At 65.0% G+C, this 15,618-nt stretch carries 16 protein-coding genes; 7 read left to right on the top strand and 9 right to left on the bottom strand.

Annotated elements, in window-relative coordinates; all coding sequences use genetic code 11:
- Window positions 1-8: 8 nt before the first annotated feature.
- Window positions 9-2,096: a polyphosphate kinase 1 gene (gene ppk1, locus ACMG4O_RS04515; protein WP_414434505.1), complete on the bottom strand. Its 2,088-nt coding sequence runs from the start codon at window positions 2,094-2,096 to the stop codon at window positions 9-11.
- A 158-nt stretch (window positions 2,097-2,254) separates the two neighbouring features.
- On the opposite strand from ppk1, the gene ACMG4O_RS04520 reads away from it, so the two are divergent.
- Entirely contained in the window at window positions 2,255-4,351 is a 2,097-nt protein-coding gene (locus ACMG4O_RS04520) for a TonB-dependent siderophore receptor (protein WP_414434506.1), read from the top strand.
- Window positions 4,352-4,485: 134 nt separating this feature from the next.
- Here ACMG4O_RS04520 and hemB read toward each other — a convergent pair whose 3' ends face one another.
- Window positions 4,486-5,499, bottom strand: a complete 1,014-nt coding sequence (hemB, locus tag ACMG4O_RS04525; protein WP_142947507.1) for a porphobilinogen synthase — start codon at window positions 5,497-5,499, stop codon at window positions 4,486-4,488.
- 214 nt (window positions 5,500-5,713) lie between these two features.
- Between hemB and ACMG4O_RS04530 the strand changes: the two genes are divergently transcribed.
- Genes ACMG4O_RS04530 through ACMG4O_RS04545 form a run of 4 tightly spaced genes read left to right on the top strand, consistent with a single transcriptional unit; the run spans window position 5,714 to window position 8,401 of the window.
- Window positions 5,714-6,952, top strand: coding sequence for a type II toxin-antitoxin system HipA family toxin (locus ACMG4O_RS04530; RefSeq protein WP_414434507.1), 1,239 nt, complete (start codon window positions 5,714-5,716; stop codon window positions 6,950-6,952).
- The gene (locus ACMG4O_RS04535) at window positions 6,945-7,253 is read left to right on the top strand and encodes a helix-turn-helix domain-containing protein (protein ID WP_414434508.1); all 309 of its coding nucleotides are present in this window, start codon (window positions 6,945-6,947) and stop codon (window positions 7,251-7,253) included. Before ACMG4O_RS04530 ends, ACMG4O_RS04535 begins: the two co-directional genes overlap by 8 nt.
- A 3-nt stretch (window positions 7,254-7,256) precedes the next feature.
- A complete protein-coding gene (greB, locus tag ACMG4O_RS04540; RefSeq protein WP_142947504.1) occupies window positions 7,257-7,754 on the top strand; it encodes a transcription elongation factor GreB in 498 nt (165 codons plus the stop codon).
- A gap of 29 nt (window positions 7,755-7,783) precedes the next feature.
- The gene (locus tag ACMG4O_RS04545) at window positions 7,784-8,401 is read left to right on the top strand and encodes a DUF502 domain-containing protein (protein WP_142947503.1); all 618 of its coding nucleotides are present in this window, start codon (window positions 7,784-7,786) and stop codon (window positions 8,399-8,401) included.
- On the opposite strand, the gene ACMG4O_RS04550 is transcribed toward ACMG4O_RS04545, so the two are convergent.
- Window positions 8,402-10,300: an ATP-binding cassette domain-containing protein gene (locus tag ACMG4O_RS04550; RefSeq protein ID WP_414434509.1), complete on the bottom strand. Its 1,899-nt coding sequence runs from the start codon at window positions 10,298-10,300 to the stop codon at window positions 8,402-8,404.
- 103 nt (window positions 10,301-10,403) lie between these two features.
- Here ACMG4O_RS04550 and ACMG4O_RS04555 point away from each other — a divergent pair, with 103 nt between their 5' ends.
- Window positions 10,404-10,880: a TIGR02444 family protein gene (locus ACMG4O_RS04555; protein ID WP_142947501.1), complete on the top strand. Its 477-nt coding sequence runs from the start codon at window positions 10,404-10,406 to the stop codon at window positions 10,878-10,880.
- Here ACMG4O_RS04555 and ACMG4O_RS04560 read toward each other — a convergent pair.
- A complete protein-coding gene (locus tag ACMG4O_RS04560; protein ID WP_194854769.1) occupies window positions 10,852-11,598 on the bottom strand; it encodes a ParA family protein in 747 nt (248 codons plus the stop codon). The genes ACMG4O_RS04555 and ACMG4O_RS04560 overlap by 29 nt on opposite strands.
- A gap of 367 nt (window positions 11,599-11,965) precedes the next feature.
- Here ACMG4O_RS04560 and ACMG4O_RS04565 point away from each other — a divergent pair, with 367 nt between their 5' ends.
- Entirely contained in the window at window positions 11,966-12,724 is a 759-nt protein-coding gene (locus ACMG4O_RS04565) for an FKBP-type peptidyl-prolyl cis-trans isomerase (protein WP_414434510.1), read from the top strand.
- 148 nt (window positions 12,725-12,872) lie between these two features.
- Here ACMG4O_RS04565 and ACMG4O_RS04570 read toward each other — a convergent pair whose 3' ends face one another.
- The 5 genes from ACMG4O_RS04570 to rmf form a co-directional block, all read right to left on the bottom strand.
- Window positions 12,873-13,388, bottom strand: a complete 516-nt coding sequence (locus tag ACMG4O_RS04570; RefSeq protein WP_142947498.1) for an Rsd/AlgQ family anti-sigma factor — start codon at window positions 13,386-13,388, stop codon at window positions 12,873-12,875.
- 220 nt (window positions 13,389-13,608) lie between these two features.
- Window positions 13,609-14,322 carry an LrgB family protein gene (locus ACMG4O_RS04575; RefSeq protein ID WP_370185407.1) on the bottom strand — a complete coding sequence of 238 codons (714 nt, stop codon included), beginning with the start codon at window positions 14,320-14,322 and terminating at the stop codon, window positions 13,609-13,611.
- A complete protein-coding gene (locus ACMG4O_RS04580; RefSeq protein WP_370185409.1) occupies window positions 14,315-14,689 on the bottom strand; it encodes a CidA/LrgA family protein in 375 nt (124 codons plus the stop codon). Before ACMG4O_RS04580 ends, ACMG4O_RS04575 begins: the two co-directional genes overlap by 8 nt.
- A 57-nt stretch (window positions 14,690-14,746) precedes the next feature.
- Window positions 14,747-15,250 carry a disulfide bond formation protein B gene (locus ACMG4O_RS04585; protein WP_194854766.1) on the bottom strand — a complete coding sequence of 168 codons (504 nt, stop codon included), beginning with the start codon at window positions 15,248-15,250 and terminating at the stop codon, window positions 14,747-14,749.
- Window positions 15,251-15,355: 105 nt separating this feature from the next.
- Window positions 15,356-15,547, bottom strand: coding sequence for a ribosome modulation factor (gene rmf / locus ACMG4O_RS04590; protein WP_142947494.1), 192 nt, complete (start codon window positions 15,545-15,547; stop codon window positions 15,356-15,358).
- Window positions 15,548-15,618: the final 71 nt, after the last annotated feature.

Raw genomic sequence — 15,618 nt, forward strand, 5'->3', positions numbered from 1 at the left:
GGCGCCGCTCAGGCGCCGCCGGACAGAGCCTCAAGCAGCGCCTGCTGGGCCAGGAACGGGGCCTCGTGCTCGGCCCGCTGCACGCGGCGGTAGATGCCGTCGCCGTGCAGCTCCCAGGCCTGGCCGTTGTCGCGCAGGTAATACTCCAGACCCTGCTCCAGCACCTGCGCCTTGAGCGCCGGTTCGTTGACCGGGAAGGCGGTTTCCACCCGGTTGAACAGGTTGCGGTCCATCCAGTCGGCGCTGGAGCAGTACACCAGGTCCTCGCCGGCGTGGTGGAAATGGTAGATGCGCGTGTGCTCCAGGAAGCGGCCGATCACCGAGCGCACGCGGATGTTCTCCGACAGCCCGGGGATGCCCGGGCGCAGGCAGCAGATGCCGCGCACGATCAGGTCGATCTGCACGCCCGCCTGGCTGGCCCGGTACAGCGCCCGCATGATCTGCTCTTCGGTGAGCGAATTAAACTTGGCGATGATGCGCGCCGGCTTGCCGGCCAGGGCCTGTTCGGTTTCGAAATCGATCCACTGCACCAGGCTCGGATGCAGGGTGAACGGCGAGTGCTTCAGCTGCTTCAGGCGCGCCGCCTTGCCCATGCCGGTGAGCTCCTGAAAGATCTTGTGCACGTCCTGGCACAGGCCTTTTTCCGCCGTCATCAGGCCGTAATCGGTGTAAATCTTGGTGGTTTTGGTGTGGTAGTTGCCGGTGCCCACATGGGCATAGCGCTTGATGCCTTCGCCGTCGCGGCGCACCACCAGCAGCATCTTGGCGTGGGTTTTGTAGCCCACCACCCCGTACACCACCATGGCGCCGGCCTCCTGCAGGCGGCGCGCGCCCTCGATGTTGGACTCCTCGTCGAAGCGGGCGCGCAGCTCCACCACCGCGGTGACTTCCTTGCCGTTACGGGCGGCGGTCTCCAGGTGGTCCAGAATCTCCGAGTTGGTGCCGGTGCGATAGAGCGTCTGCTTGATCGCCAGCACCTTGGAGTCGCGGGCCGCTTCGGCGAGCAGATTGACCACCGGTGAAAAGCTTTCGAACGGGTGGTGCAGCAGGATGTCGCCCTGGTCGATGGCCTCGAAAATGCTCTCGTGCTTCTTCACCGCCGCCGGCAGTTTGGGGCTGAACGGCGGGTAGTGCAGGCGCGGCCGGTTGACGCTGGTGAACATGCGCGCCAGGTTCACCGGGCCGTTCACCTCGTAGGCGTCCTGCTCGGTCAGTTCGAACTGCTCCAGCAGATACTCGATCAGGTCGCGGGGGCAGTTGTCGGCCACTTCCAGGCGCACTTCGTCGCCGTAGCGACGGGACAACAGCTCGCCCTTCAGCGCGCTGGCCAGGTCCTCCACGTCTTCATCCACTTCCAGGTCGGCGTTGCGCGTTACCCGGAACTGATAGCAGCCGGTGGCCTTCATGCCGGGGAACAGGTCGCTGACGTGGGCGTGGATCATCGAGGACAGGAAAATAAAGTTGTCGTTGCCGTCCTCGCAGATCTCTTCCGGCAGCCGCATCAGGCGCGGCAGGGAGCGCGGCGCGGGCACGATGGCCAGGCCGGTGGAGCGGCCGAACGCGTCCTTGCCGTCCAGCGACACAATGAAATTCAGGCTTTTGTTCACCAGCCTCGGGAAGGGGTGCGCCGGGTCCAGGGCGATGGGCGTCAGTACCGGATAAATCTGGTCGCGGAAGTACTTTTTCACCCACTCGGTCTGCGCCGGCGTCCAGTCCTCGCGGCGCAAGAAGTGCACGCCTTCCTCGGCCAGCGCCGGCAGCAGGATGTTCTGCAGAATATGGTACTGACGCTGCACGGCGTCGTGGGTCACGCGGGCCACCTCGGCCAGCACTTCCTCGGCGAGCATGCCGTCCGGCCCCGGGCGCCCGGTGCCGGTTTCCAGACGGTTCTTCAGGCCCGCCACGCGAATCTCGAAGAACTCGTCCATGTTGGAAGAGAAGATCAGCAGGAAATTGAGACGCTCCATCAGCGGATGGTGCTCGTCCATGGCCTGCTCGAGTACCCGTAGGTTGAACTGCAGCAGGCTCAATTCCCGGTTGATGTAGAAGTCCTGATTGCTCAAATCGGGGCCCTGGATACCGGTGTTGGCGTTCATTGCGAGTCCTGAGCTTGGATGCGGAAGGACCTATTGGATGACATTAGCATGACAAGAGGATGACAAGGATCCCTCTTCACTTGCCGGGAATGATAAGTATAATGCGAACGATTATCGTTAGTGGCTTGTCAGCCAACTGTCATTCCTGGGGAAACATCATGCTCAATCAAGATTTCGCCGCCGCGGCGGCTCTGATCACGCTGCTGACCGCGCCGGCGCTGGCCGCCGCCCAGCAGGAGAACAACGCCGGTACCCTGGCGCCGGTGGAAGTGGGCGCCGAAGGCCCCGCCGATGACGGCTACATCAACGTCGACAAGCCGGCCTCCACCGGCAAGCTGGACGTACCGGTGGAGCGCCAGCCGTTCTCCATCGAGACCGTGGACCGGGAGCTGATGGAAGACACCGGCGCCAAGAATATCCAGGACTCCTTGTTGTATATGTCCGGGGTGTATGGCGCTAATTTCGGCTTCGATACCCGCGGCGATTCGGCCATGGTGCGGGGGCTGAGGCCCTCGCTTTACGTGGACGGCCTGCGTGCCAGTTACGGTTCCTACAACAGCGTGCGGCCCAACATCTATGGCCTGGAGCGCGTCGAAGTGCTCAAGGGGCCCTCGTCGGTGTTGTACGGTCAGGCGGAGCTGGGCGGCATCATCAACGGCGTGTCCAAGCTGCCCAAGGCGGAGAAGCAGGGCGAGCTTCGCGCGCAGGTCGGTTCCTACGATCGCAAGGTGCTGGCGGCGGACGTCACCGGGCCGCTGTCCGAAGACGGCAAGCTGTTGTACCGGCTGGTGGCGCTCAAGCGCGACAGCGGCACCCAGGTGGATTACGTGGACGACAACGGATACGTGTTTGCGCCCTCGCTGACCTGGCTGCCCTCCGACGACACCACCATCAGCCTGCTCTTCAACAGCCAGGAAAACACCGGTGCGGTGTCCGCCCAGTTCCTGCCCACCCAGGGCACCCTGGAGCCCGGTCCGCAGGGGGACATCGGTTCCGAGACGTTTGTCGGCGAGCCGGACTGGGACCGCTATGACCGCCGCAAGGACGAAGTCACCCTGTTCGTCGATCACCGCCTTAACGACACCTGGGGGATCGCCACCACTGCCCGCTATACCGAAACCGAGACCGAAACCCGGGAGCACTGGGCCAATATCGGGGCGGCACCGGCCGCCGACGGTACCATCGGCCGCACCATTTACATGGCGGACAAAGGCACCGAGATCTTCAATGTGGATGCGCGGCTGGAAGGCGACCTGCGCCTCGGTGCCACCCGGCATACCCTGGCCATCGGTGTGGATCGACAGAACGCACTGTGGACTGAAGACAACAGTTTCAGCGCGACCGGCGGCGGCACCGATCTGAACGTTTATGACCCGCAATACGGCAATGTGAATTACGCGGTGCTGGATCCGGAAGATAAAGACGACAACCGCATCAGACAAACCGGTGTGTACGTGATCGACCATATGGAGATCGACCGTGTGGTGGTATCCGGTGCGCTGCGTTACGACGATACCACCACTACGGTGCTGGGCACTGACGGCGTCGATACCGATACCGACGACACCGCCACCACTGGGCGGCTGGGCCTGATGTACCGGTTCGATTCCGGCCTGTCGCCGTACATCAGTTACTCGGAATCCTTCGTGCCCAACCTCGGCCTGGACGGTTTCGGCGAAAGCCTCGATCCGACCACCGGCGAGCAGCGCGAGGCCGGTGTGAAGTACCTGTCCCAGCGTCACGGACTCGCCGTCACGGCGGCCTGGTTTGATATCGAAGAAACCAATCGCGTTGTTGACGGTGCCAATCCGCAAAGCGTCGAGCAGACCGGCGCCGTGGTGGACGGCTGGGAGGTCTCGGTGAAAAAACGGCTGGGCAACGCCAGCGTTCTGGCCAACTACACCAAGCTGGACGCCCGAGAGGATGAGACCGGTGAGCGGCTGGCGTACGTCGCTGAAGAGAGCGCTTCGGTTTGGGGCAAATACGAACTGGAAAGCGGTTTCCGCTTCGGTGCCGGGGTGCGCTATGTCGGCGATACCGTGGGCAGCGACTACGGTAGTGGTGCCGGTCCGGAAGTACCGTCCGTGACGCTCTACGACGCCATGGTCGGCTACCGCACCGGCCCCTGGGACTTCACCGTGACCGGCAAGAACCTGGCGGACAAGGAGTATGTGTCCTGGTGCCGTGGTGAAGGTCTCGACTGTGGCTACGGCGAGCGCCGCGTGATCCTCGGCGAGGCAAGCTACAACTTCTGACTTGTAGGAGCGGGCCCCGCCCGCGAAAGGCCGGCAAAGCCGGCCGGCGAGATGCCAGAGAGCTCAGGTATCCCGCCGGGAGCTTCGCTCCCTTTCGCGGGCGGGGCCCGCTCCCACAAGGCCCGCACCTGCAATTATCTTTTCTGTTCGGCGAGCTTGATGGCGGCGGCCTTGGCGAAGTAGGTCAGAATGCCGTCCGCGCCGGCGCGCTTGAACGCCAGCAGCGATTCCAGCATCACCTTGTCCTGGTCCAGCCAGCCGTTCTGGAACGCCGCCATGTGCATGGCGTACTCGCCGCTCACCTGGTAGGCGTACACCGGCACCTTGAACTCGTCCTTCACCCGGCGCACCACGTCCAGGTAGGGCATGCCCGGCTTCACCATCACCACATCGGCGCCTTCCGCCAGGTCCAGCGCGATTTCGTGCAGCGCCTCGTCGGAATTGGCCGGGTCCATCTGGTAGGTGCTTTTGTCCGCCTTGCCCAGGTTCGCCGCCGAGCCCACCGCGTCGCGGAACGGGCCGTAATAGGCGGAGGCGTACTTGGCGGAGTAGGCCATGATGCGGGTGTTCGGAAAGCCGTGGCCTTCCAGGGCCTGGCGGATCTCGCCGATGCGGCCGTCCATCATGTCCGAGGGCGCCACCATGTCGGCGCCGGCCTCGGCGTGGGACACCGCCTGCTTGACCAGGGCGGTGACGGTGACGTCGTTAAGCACATAGCCGTCCTCGTCGAGGATGCCGTCCTGGCCGTGGGTGGTGAACGGGTCCAGGGCCACGTCGGTGATCACGCCCATCTCCGGCACCGCCTCTTTGATCGCCCGGGTGGCGCGCTGGGCCAGCCCGTCCGGGTTCCAGGCTTCGGCGCCGTCCAGGCTTTTCACCGCCACCGGCGTGACCGGAAACAGGGCCATGGCCGGGATCCCCAGGTCCGCCAGCTGGCGTGCTTCCTCGCACAGCAGGTCCACGGTCATGCGCTCGACGCCGGGCATCGAGGGCACCGCTTCGGTGTGGTTTTCGCCGTCGAGGACGAACACCGGGTAGATCAGGTCGTCCACGGTGAGGGTGTTTTCGCGCATCAGGCGGCGGGAGAAATCGTCCTTGCGCATGCGGCGCATGCGGCTGGCCGGCCAGGGGGCACGGTTGAAAGACATGGGCCGAACCTCTCGATGGGAAGGGATAACGAATGGGAAACGCAGTTTACCAAGCCGGCGCGGCAAGGGGAAAACGAGCCGGCGCCGCGCTCTATAATGGCGTTATTATGCCATAAAACAATTATTATGGCGTCCAATATGGTGATATAGTGCGGAAATGGATAATAAGTGTACAGCACAGATCTTTGTAGGCGGAGCGTGGCGGGACGCGGCGGTGATCAGCCTGGCCGGCCCCGAACACCAGGGTTGGCGCACGCCCACCTACACCACCTACTTGCCGGATTACGCTCTGGATTATCTGGGGCGTCGTGACGCCGCGGCCTGTGGGGTTCGTTTTCCCGTATCCCTGGAAATTGATGACCAGGACACCTGGCCGGCCTGGCTGTTGGACGTGTTGCCACAAGGCTACGGGCGACAGGAGTTACTGCGCCAGTTGGACCAGCCGGCCACCGTTGAAGCCAGTGGGGACTGGCCGTTGCTGAGGGCCGGCGCCGGCAATCCGATTGGCAACTTGCGCATCAAGGAAGCCTGGGACTGGCTGGCCGAGGGGCAGGCCGGTCCGGCACGCGGGTTCCGCTTTGACGAAGTGGCGGGCCGCCATGAAGATTTCGTGGAGCATCTGGCCGGGCACGGCCTGTTCGTGGCCGGTTCCTCCGGTGTCCAGGGTGAGTGGCCGAAGATTCTGCTTACCGAGGCCGACAACGGCCTGCTTTATTTGGATCATACCTTGGAGGACAGCCGTGCCCGGCGTCATTGGTTGGTCAAATTCCAGCGCGGCACGGACCGGGACCTGGAAGCCATCCTGCGCGCTGAGGCCCTTTATATGGCGTTGGCCCGGGCGTTGGGCCTGCGCGTTCACGGCGCTCTGGAGATGCACGGACGCACGCTGTTCATCCCGCGTTTCGACCGCGGCGTTGATGGTGGCGGCGTGCAGCGGATCGCCCAGGAGAGTCTCGCTTCGTTATGTGGCCGGGCAGGCTTCGGTCTCGGTTTGCAGCATGAAGACGCCTGCCGGGCTCTGGCCGAGGTGGTCACCGATCCGCAAACGGAAATCATTGAATACCTTAAGCGTGACGTCGCCAATCTGGCGTTGGGTAACAAAGACAACCACGCCCGCAATACGGCCATCGCCCGGTATCAGGATGGCCGTATCGCGTTGACCCCGGTGTTCGATTTCGCGCCCATGTTTCTGCACCCGGACGGGATCGCCCGGCAGAGCCGTTGGCACGCCGATAACGGCGGGCAGCCGGACTGGCAGGACGTCACGGAAGCGTTGGCGGCGGCGGGCAACCTGGAGGCCGGCCTGTTGCGACGCGCACTGCGGGACATGGCGCCCTGTCTGCGGGGGCTGCCACAACGCATGGGCCTGCTCGGCGTGGACGCGGACCTGGTGGCAAGGCTGCGACCGGGTATTCTGAAACTGGCGGACCAACTGGAGCGTCTGCATGGATAAGCGCTACGCCCAAATGAGCCCGGCGGAGCAGGTCGAACGGCGTCGCGAAGTGCTGAGCCACATCCAGGCCAGACCGGAGCTGTCGGTGGACCAGGTGGTCTCTCTGCTGCGCGGCGAGCTGCGCTTCACCTTGAGTGAATACAGTCGACTCACCGGCGTGTCCGCGCGAGTGATTCAGGATATTGAACAGGGCCGCGGCAACCCCACTCTGGGCACCGTGGAGAAATTACTGGCGCCGTTCGGGCTCAAGCTCGCGGTGGTGTCGTCCCGAGCGCCACGATTGATACAGGGAAGGGAGTAACCCATGGGCCGTTGGCGACCGAAAGGCAAACCCGCCTCCAAATACATCACGCCGGAGGGTTACCGGCGTCTTAACGAAGAGCTGCAGCGGCTCTGGAAGGAAGAGCGGCCGCCGATCACCAAGTCGGTGCAGGAGGCCGCCGCCCAGGGCGACCGCTCGGAGAATGCCGAGTATATTTACGGCAAGAAGCAGCTTCGCGAAATCGACCGGCGCATCCGTTTCCTGAGCAAGCGTCTGGACGGCATGAACGTGGTCGAGCGGGCGCCGGAGGATACCGGGAAGGTGTTCTTCGGCGCCTGGGTGGAAGTGGAGGACGACGACGGCAAGGTCGAGCGCTTCCGCCTGGTGGGCCCTGACGAGGCCGACGGCAGCCGTGGCGAGATCAGTGTCGACGCGCCACTGGCGCGGGCCTTGCTTGGTAAGCGGGTGGACGACGAGGCCTGGGTGCGAACCCCGAACGGCGAACGCTGTCTCTACGTCAACCGAATCTGGTATTCCTGAAACCCCGGCAACGGAGCCGCCGCGCGCCCATGGAAAACGATAACCGTATCTGGTTCTTTATCCGAAAGTCGCTGTTGGGCGGGCTGCTGATTCTGTTGCCCATCTCCATCATCGCGTTCTTCTTTAAATGGATTTACGACGCCGCCACCGGTTTGATCGCGCCGTTCACCGGCCTGGTGGTGCGTTTCTTCGGGCTGCCCAAGTTCGCCGCCGACTGGGTGGTGGTGGCGGTGCTGGTGGTGTTCTGCTTTCTGGTCGGCACCCTGGTGGCCACCAGCCTGGGCAGCTGGCTGTGGCAAAAACTGGAGAAGCGCGGCATGGAGCGCCTGCCGGGGTACCGGCTGGTCAAGGAAGTGACCATGCAACTGTTCGGTGGCAGCCAGGACAGCCTGATGCGCGGCGAAGTGGCGAGGGTGTGGCTGTACGGGCGTCAGGTGCCCGCCACGGTGCTGGGCTTGATCACTTCCCGTCACGAGGACGGCCATCTGTCCGTGTTCGTGCCCACCGGCCCCAACCCCACTTCCGGCTTTATCTATCACGTCCATGAGGACCTGGTGGAGCGGCGGCCGGACATTCCGGTGGAGCAGATGATGAAAACCGTGGTGGCCTGCGGCGCCGGCAGCGCCGCGCTGCTCAGCAAGGAATAGCTATTCGGTTTCGGCGTCTTCCAGGGCCTGCATGGCTTCCAGAAGCGCCATCTCCGACTCTTCGTGGCGGCTTTTCAGGTCGCCCTGACGGCTCAGTAACTCGCTGAGCTCGCCTTTGCGGGCCGGGTCGGTGTAGAGGGTTTCGTCGCCCAGCGCGGTTTCCACCTCGCTCAGTTCGGTGCCCAGCCGGTCCAGTTGCTTCTCCAGCTTGTCCACTTCCTTCTTCAGCGGTCTGAGCTGTTCGCGCAGGCGGGCGGCGTCCTGGCGGCGCTGCTTGGCGTCGTCCTTGCCGGCGGTCTTGTTGTCGCCGGCGGGGGCCTTGGCCTCGCGGCGCGACTGTTGCAGCCAGCGGGCGTAGTCGTCCAGGTCGCCGTCGAACGGGCGCACGCCGCCCTCGGCCACCAGCTGGAATTCGTCCACCGTGGTTTCCAGCAGATGGCGGTCGTGGGACACCAGCACCACCGCGCCCTCGAAGCTTTGCAGCGCCATGGTCAGCGCTTCGCGCATGTCCAGGTCCAGGTGGTTGGCGGGCTCGTCGAGCAGCAGCAGGCTGGGCTTCTGGTGCACGATCAGCGCCAGCCCCAGGCGCGCCTTTTCGCCGCCGGAAAAGCGGCCCACCGGGTCGAACACATTGTCGCCGTGGAAACCGAAGCGCCCCAGTTCGTTGCGCAACTGCTGCTCGCTCCAGTTGGGGTGCTGGCGGTGGAGCAGCTGATAGGGGCTTTCGTCGGCGGCCAGCCGGTCCACCTGCTGCTGGTGGAAGTAGCCGACCTTCAGGTCCGGGTCCCGCTGAACGTGGCCGGAGAGCGCCGGCAATTCGCCCATCAGGGTGCGGATCAACGTGGACTTGCCGGCGCCGTTGGGGCCCAGCAGGCCGACCCGCGATTCCGGGCGCAGGCTCATGGAGACCGCGCTCAGGATGGTGGTGTCCTGGTAGCCGCAGGCGGCGTTCTCCAGCAGCACCATGGGGTTGGGCAGTTTGAGAGGCGTCTTGAAGTCGAATTCGAAGCCGGAATCCACGTGGGCCGGGGCGATGCGCTCCAGCTTTTCCAGAGCCTTGATGCGGCTCTGCGCGGCTTTGGCCTTGGTGGCCTTGGCGCGGAAGCGGTCGATGAACTTCTGCATGTGCGCCACCTGCGCCTGCTGCTTGTCGTGCAGCTTCTGCTGCAGGGACAGCTGCTCGGCACGCTGACGCTCGAAATCCGAATAGTCGCCGGCGTAGCGTTTCAGGCGGCCGTGTTCGATATGCAGGATCTCCGACACGGTGGCGTCCAGGAAGGCGCGGTCATGGGAGATCAACATCAAGGCGCCGGGGTGCTGCACCAGCCACTGCTGCAGCCAGAGAATGGCGTCCAGATCCAGGTGGTTGGTGGGCTCATCGAGCAGCATCAGGTCGGCGTCGCTGATCAGCACCTGGGCCAGATTCAAACGCATGCGCCAGCCGCCGGAAAAGGCGCTCACCGGCTGTTGTTGCTGACTGTCCGAGAAGCCCAGGCCGGCCAGCAGCGTGGCGGCGCGGGCCGGCTGCTCCCAGGCGCGCAGCGCGTCCAGTTCGGCGTGGGCGCGGGCGATGCCGGTGTTGTCGTCGCTGTCCTGGGCCTTGGCCAGGGCCGCCTCCCAGTGCCGCAGCGCGCGGTTGCCGTCGAGCACGTAATCCAGCGCCGGCTGCGCCAGTGCCGGTACTTCCTGCACCATCATCGAGAAGCGCCAGTCGGCGGGACGCTGCACGGTGCCGCCGTCGCTTTCCAGTTCGCCCATGATCAGCTTGAACAGCGAACTCTTGCCGCTGCCGTTGCGCCCCACCACGCCCACGCGCGTGCCTTTATGCAGCACGAAACTGGCGTCTTCGAGCAGCAGCTCCGGGCCGCGGCGCAAATTGATGTGTTCCAGGGACAGCATGGTATAAGGGGCCTTGGGATCGGCGAATTCCGGACCGGCGCAGTGTATGGCAAGCGCCGGAATAACAGAAGGGCCGGCGGCGGAGATCGCCCGGGAGGACACCATGAAAGAGGCGCCATTGTGGCGTTTCGCGTTACGGCTGTGGCGCGACAAGCGTATCGAGCGGGTGTGTCTGCGCCTGCAGGACGAGCACGGCGTGCCGGTGGCGGTGCTGCTCACCGCGCTCTGGCTCAGCGACGCCGGGCGCCGGCCGGACCCGGCCCTGGGCCGTCGACTGCTGGCCTACGCGGAACAGTTCGAGGCCGACTATCTGCGGCCGCTGCGCGCGGTGCGCCGCCGCGCGGCGGACGGGCAGGGCACGGTGGAGCTGAAACGCCAGATTCAGGAAGCGGAACTGGAAGGCGAGCGTCTGTTGCTGGAGCAACTCAGCCGCCAGGCCCAGGCGCAGCCCGGCGGGCAGTCGGTGTCGGCGCTGAGCTGGTTGTTCGTGGTGGTGCCGGAAGCCGGGCAGTGCGAGAGCCTGCAGGCCGGGCTGGAAGAGCTGGCGGCGCTCAGCGAAAGCCTGGCAGTGTCTGAATAAGGTGCCGCTGCACCTCCAGCCATTCGCCGATCAGCCGCCAGTGCCGCTGGTCCACCTGATGCCGCGGGTCTTTCTGATCAAGCATGCTTTCCCCGTGGCTCATTGACTGCACGTACTGCTGGGCGTCGCGCAGCGTGATCAGGTAGGGAATCTTCAGGCTGGCGAGAAACTGGCGCAGGGTTTCGTAGGTGCGCGTGCGGGTACGCGCCCGGTTGGCAATCACCGCCAAGCGTCGGGGGCGGCGCTGATAGCTGGGCGCCAGCATCACGTTCTGCACGAAGCGGGTGGTGGCGCGGATGTCGATGGGGCTGGGCAGCACCGGGATCAGCACGATCTGCGACACGCGCAGCACATGGTCCAGGGTATGGCGGTCCATGCCCGCCGGGGAGTCGATCACCACCACGTCGCGGGCCTTCTGCATCTGGTCCTGCAGCCGGCCCAGCGACACCGGCTCGTCCGCCGGCCAGCCCAGCGCTTCCACGCGCGGGTCCTCGCGCAGCCGCACCCACTGGGTGGCGGACTGCTGCGGATCCAGATCCAGCAACGTCACGGCCTGCCCGGAGTGAGCGAAATACGCGGCCAGGTTGGTGGCCAGCGTGGTCTTGCCGCACCCGCCCTTGCTGTTGGCGACCAGGATCACCAGGCGCCGGTCGTCCTGACGCGCCACGCGACGCGCGGAAGCTGGAGCCAGAGTAGGGTCGATACTGTTATTTGGCATAGTGGTTTGCCCCCTATCCAACACTATAACCCGCTGATGGACGTTTTCGTGAATCCCGCTTTTGACAGAAACCTCCGTACAGGCACAATGAAGCCCTCTTCGACGGGGAATCGGAGGCCCGGCCGGGATATCCGATGGCCGGCGAGGGAACCAATCGCGGTGAAACGCGGTCAGGCGTTATCTGAGCACCTTTCATTGTTTTGGCTGGCGCGACGCTACGCGAAGCTGGCAGTATGGCCAGATTCCGCCGCCGGGTGTGGAGGTGCAGTCCGTTCATGCAGTAGCGCCGACCGTAATGACCGCGAAGGAAATGCGTGGGGAAGGACCGCCGGCGCAGAAAAAATAAACGTAAGCCAATGGAGGCATAATGAAAAAGTTCGCAATCGTGCTCGCCGGTACCGTGATGCTGGCGGCTTGTGGTGGAGAAAAGGACAAGAGCGCCGACGTGGAGCTCAAGAGTGAAGACCAGAAAGCGTCCTACGCGCTGGGCTTCCGCAGCGCTGAGCAAATGAGCGCCATGGAAAATCTGGACCTGGACGCGATGGTCGCCGGTCTGCGTGACGGTTTCGGTGACGAGCCGGAATCCCGCCTCGGCGAAGACGCGGACATGGACCAGCTGATCCGTGATTACCAGACCCGCATGATGGAAGCCCGCCAGAAGAAGATGGAAGAGCAGGCCCAGGCGAATATGGAAGAAGGCCAGGCCTTCCTCGATGAGAACGCCGACAAAGACGGCGTCGAGGTCACCGACAGCGGTCTGCAGTACCAGGTGCTGGAATCCGGCGACGAGGGTGCCCAGTCACCCACTCTGGAAGACACCGTGGAAGTGCACTACAAGGGCATGCTGCGCGACGGCACCGTGTTCGACAGCTCCATCGAGCGTGACAAGCCGGCGGTGTTCGGTCTGAAGCACATTATCCCCGGCTGGCAGGAAGCACTGCCGATGATGAAGGTCGGCGATAAGTGGAAGCTGTTCCTGCCGCCCGAGCTGGGCTACGGCGAACAAGGCGCCGGCGGCGACATCGGCCCCAACGAGGTGCTGATCTTCGAAGTCGAGCTGCTGGACGTGAAAGACCAGGGCGCGAAGAACAAGTCGTCCGAGGAAGGCGCCGACGCGGCTGAATAATCCGCGCTAGCCCGACCCGAAAAAAAGCCACGCTCCCGCAAAGGAGCGTGGCTTTTTTTATGGTGCTACCGCTAGCAACGTCTCTGGGATCCTGCCGGCCGGCTAAAGCCGGCCTTTCGCTTGCAGGGCAAGCTCCCACAAGGCCCGCCTAGAAGTTGAGGACGCGGGCGCGCTCGGCGGTGTCGCGGCTGTGCACGCTGAGGATCAGCTGATCTTCCAGGGCGAAGCGCTCCTCGAGCATTTCGGTGAGCCGGGTCAGCCGCTCGGGCAGCACCTCCAGCTGGCTCAGGCAGTGGTCGTCGGTGTCGAAGTCCTCATTGAAGGCCAGCGCCTCCTCCGTGGAGGGGTCCAGCTGATGCAGAATCCGCGAGGCCAGATTGATGGTCCCGCCGCGGTGGGCGGCGCCCAGGCGCGCCTCGCGGACCAGTTCCTGGTAGATCTCGAAGTGGCCGGCGCTGATGTAGTCCATCAGCAACTGGCAGAATTCGCGCACCTGATTCTGGATCGAGCCGGGGCGCTGGAAGCCCTCCAGGCCCTGGATCGAGCAGAGCAGAACCAGCAGGCGGCGGCGTTGCTCCAGCCAGGCGTGCAGCAGGGCTTCAATGCGCCGCCAGCGGTCCAGGGCGGCGGACGGGTGCAGAGCCGGGGAGTGGGGCGTGGCCATGGGGTCGCTCCTTGCGGTATCGCGCGCTTTTCATTGGACGGGTATTGAGGCTAGCGCCGCTGTTCGCGGCGAGGCAATGGCGATCTCCCGGCACCGGCGGCGCCGGCCGGCGCGGCGGGAGAAAACGGCTTTTCGATCAGAGGCTTACCGTGAAAGACCGTTTCTTCATTAGAGGCGGGGCTTTAGGAGAGCGGGCGAATAACGCCGCCGGCCGCGGCGTTCAGCCCGGGAACAGCCAGGGGCTGATCAGCGGCCACAGCCAGGGCAGCGCCAGCGCCGTGACCAGGCCGGTCAGGCCCAGGGCCAGGCCGGCGAAGGCGCCGGCTTTCTCGCTGAATTCGAACGCCCGGGCGGTGCCGATGGCGTGGGCCACCAGGCCCAGCGCGAAGCCGCGAATGCGGTCGTCCTTGACCCCCAGCACGCGAAACACCAGGCCGCCCACCAGCGCGCCGACGATCCCGGTGATGGCCACCGCGCCGGCGGCCAGGGACACATAGCCGCCGGTGCTTTTCACCACCTCCACCGCGATCGGCGTGGTGATCGATTTCGGCGCCAGCGAGCCCACCACCGCCTCCGGCGCCCCCAGCAGCCAGGCCAGATAGATGGAAATGCCGGCGGCCAGCGCCGCGCCGATAAAGGTGGTGATCAGGATCGGACGCCACACGCTGCGCACCGTGTGCAGCTGGCGATAGAGCGGCCAGGCCAGCGCCACGGTGGCCGGCCCGAGCAGGAAGGAGAGCACCTGGGTCTGGTCGCGGTACTCGTTGTAGGACACGCCCACCAGGGGCAGCACCACGATCACCGGGATCGAGGCGACGATAAAGGGGTGGAACAGCGGCAGGCTGTGCACCTTGCCGTACAGCCAGGTGGCCATGCGGTAACTGGCCAGGGTGAGCAGCAGCCCGAACAGCGGCGAGTGAACCAGATCAGCCATCGGCACGGCCTCCTCGCTGGCCGGCTTTGCCGCGCTCGCGCAGCAGCAACTTGAGCAGCAGGGTGACCAGCACCAGCGCCAGGATGGTACCGAAGATCACCGCCACGGTGAGCGCCAGCGCGTAGTCGCTGTAACGCTCCCACTGCAGCACGATGCCCACGCCGAGCGGAAAGATCAGCAGGCTGATATGACGGATCAGGGCGCCGGAGGCGTCCGCCACCCGGTCGCTGTAGGGAACGCTGAACATCAGCGCCAGCAGAAGCAGCACCATGCCCACCACCGGGGCGGGCAGCGGCAGGCCGGTGAAATGAATCACCAGCTCACCGAGAAATTGAAACAGAAGCAGAATCAGCAGGCCGTCGACCATCGGGCGGATCTCCCAAACGCAAAGACCCGCGCCGAAGGTGCGGAGAAGGCGGCTCGCTCAGCCCCGGCGCGGGCGCAGCAATTGTATCAGAGCCACCACCAGCACGCCCCCGAACACCACCAGCGACCAGCCGGGAATGGTCAGGCCGAGGAAACGCCAGCTGATTTCGGCGCATTCGCCGGAGCCGGACAGCACCTGGGTGAGCACGTCGGTGAGCGGGAAGGCGTCCAGCATGTAATCCAGATTGGGGCCGCAGGCGGGCACCTCGTCGGCGGGCAGGCTTTGCAGCCACAGGTGGCGCAGGGCGATGCCGGCGCCGGCCAGGGTGGCGATGGCGGTCAGCAGCGCGTAGATACGCACGCCGACGCCGCGCGGGCCGTGCAGGGTGGCGACCAGCAGTACCGCCGCCACCACCATCAGCGCAATGCGCTGAAAGATGCACAGCGGGCAGGGTTCCAGGCCTTCGACATGCTGCATGTAAAGCGCGCCGGCAAGCGCCGCCAGGCAGCCAAGCAGGGTGAGTCCGTTAAGCGCACGGGGGCTGGGAAGAAGGGACGACATGGTTGTTTTTCCTTGTTTGAATCCGGCAAGCGTCAACGCACCCTAAGCAAAACCCCGCCGCCGGACAAGCGGCCCGGCGGCGGGGTTCTGGGGGCTCCGTTACCTTCAGACGCTGCGCGAGGCGGCGGGTTCCCGGTGATGATGCCAGGCGGCGGCGCCGGCGTCCCAACCTTGCACCCACCATTCCTCCAGCGCCTCGTCCTGGTAAGGACACTGGTCCACGCGACCGCCGGCCATGCCCCACATGCAGCCGCGGTTGTAGGCTTTCTCGAACGGGTCGGATGTCGGATCAAACATAACTATCCCTCCTTCAACGGGGGCAGACTAGCACCGCCGGGGATAGCCGCTAGTACCATTGATGTACAAAA

The organism is Alloalcanivorax venustensis, assembly GCF_047495515.1.
In the GTDB taxonomy this organism is placed as follows: domain Bacteria; phylum Pseudomonadota; class Gammaproteobacteria; order Pseudomonadales; family Alcanivoracaceae; genus Alloalcanivorax; species Alloalcanivorax venustensis.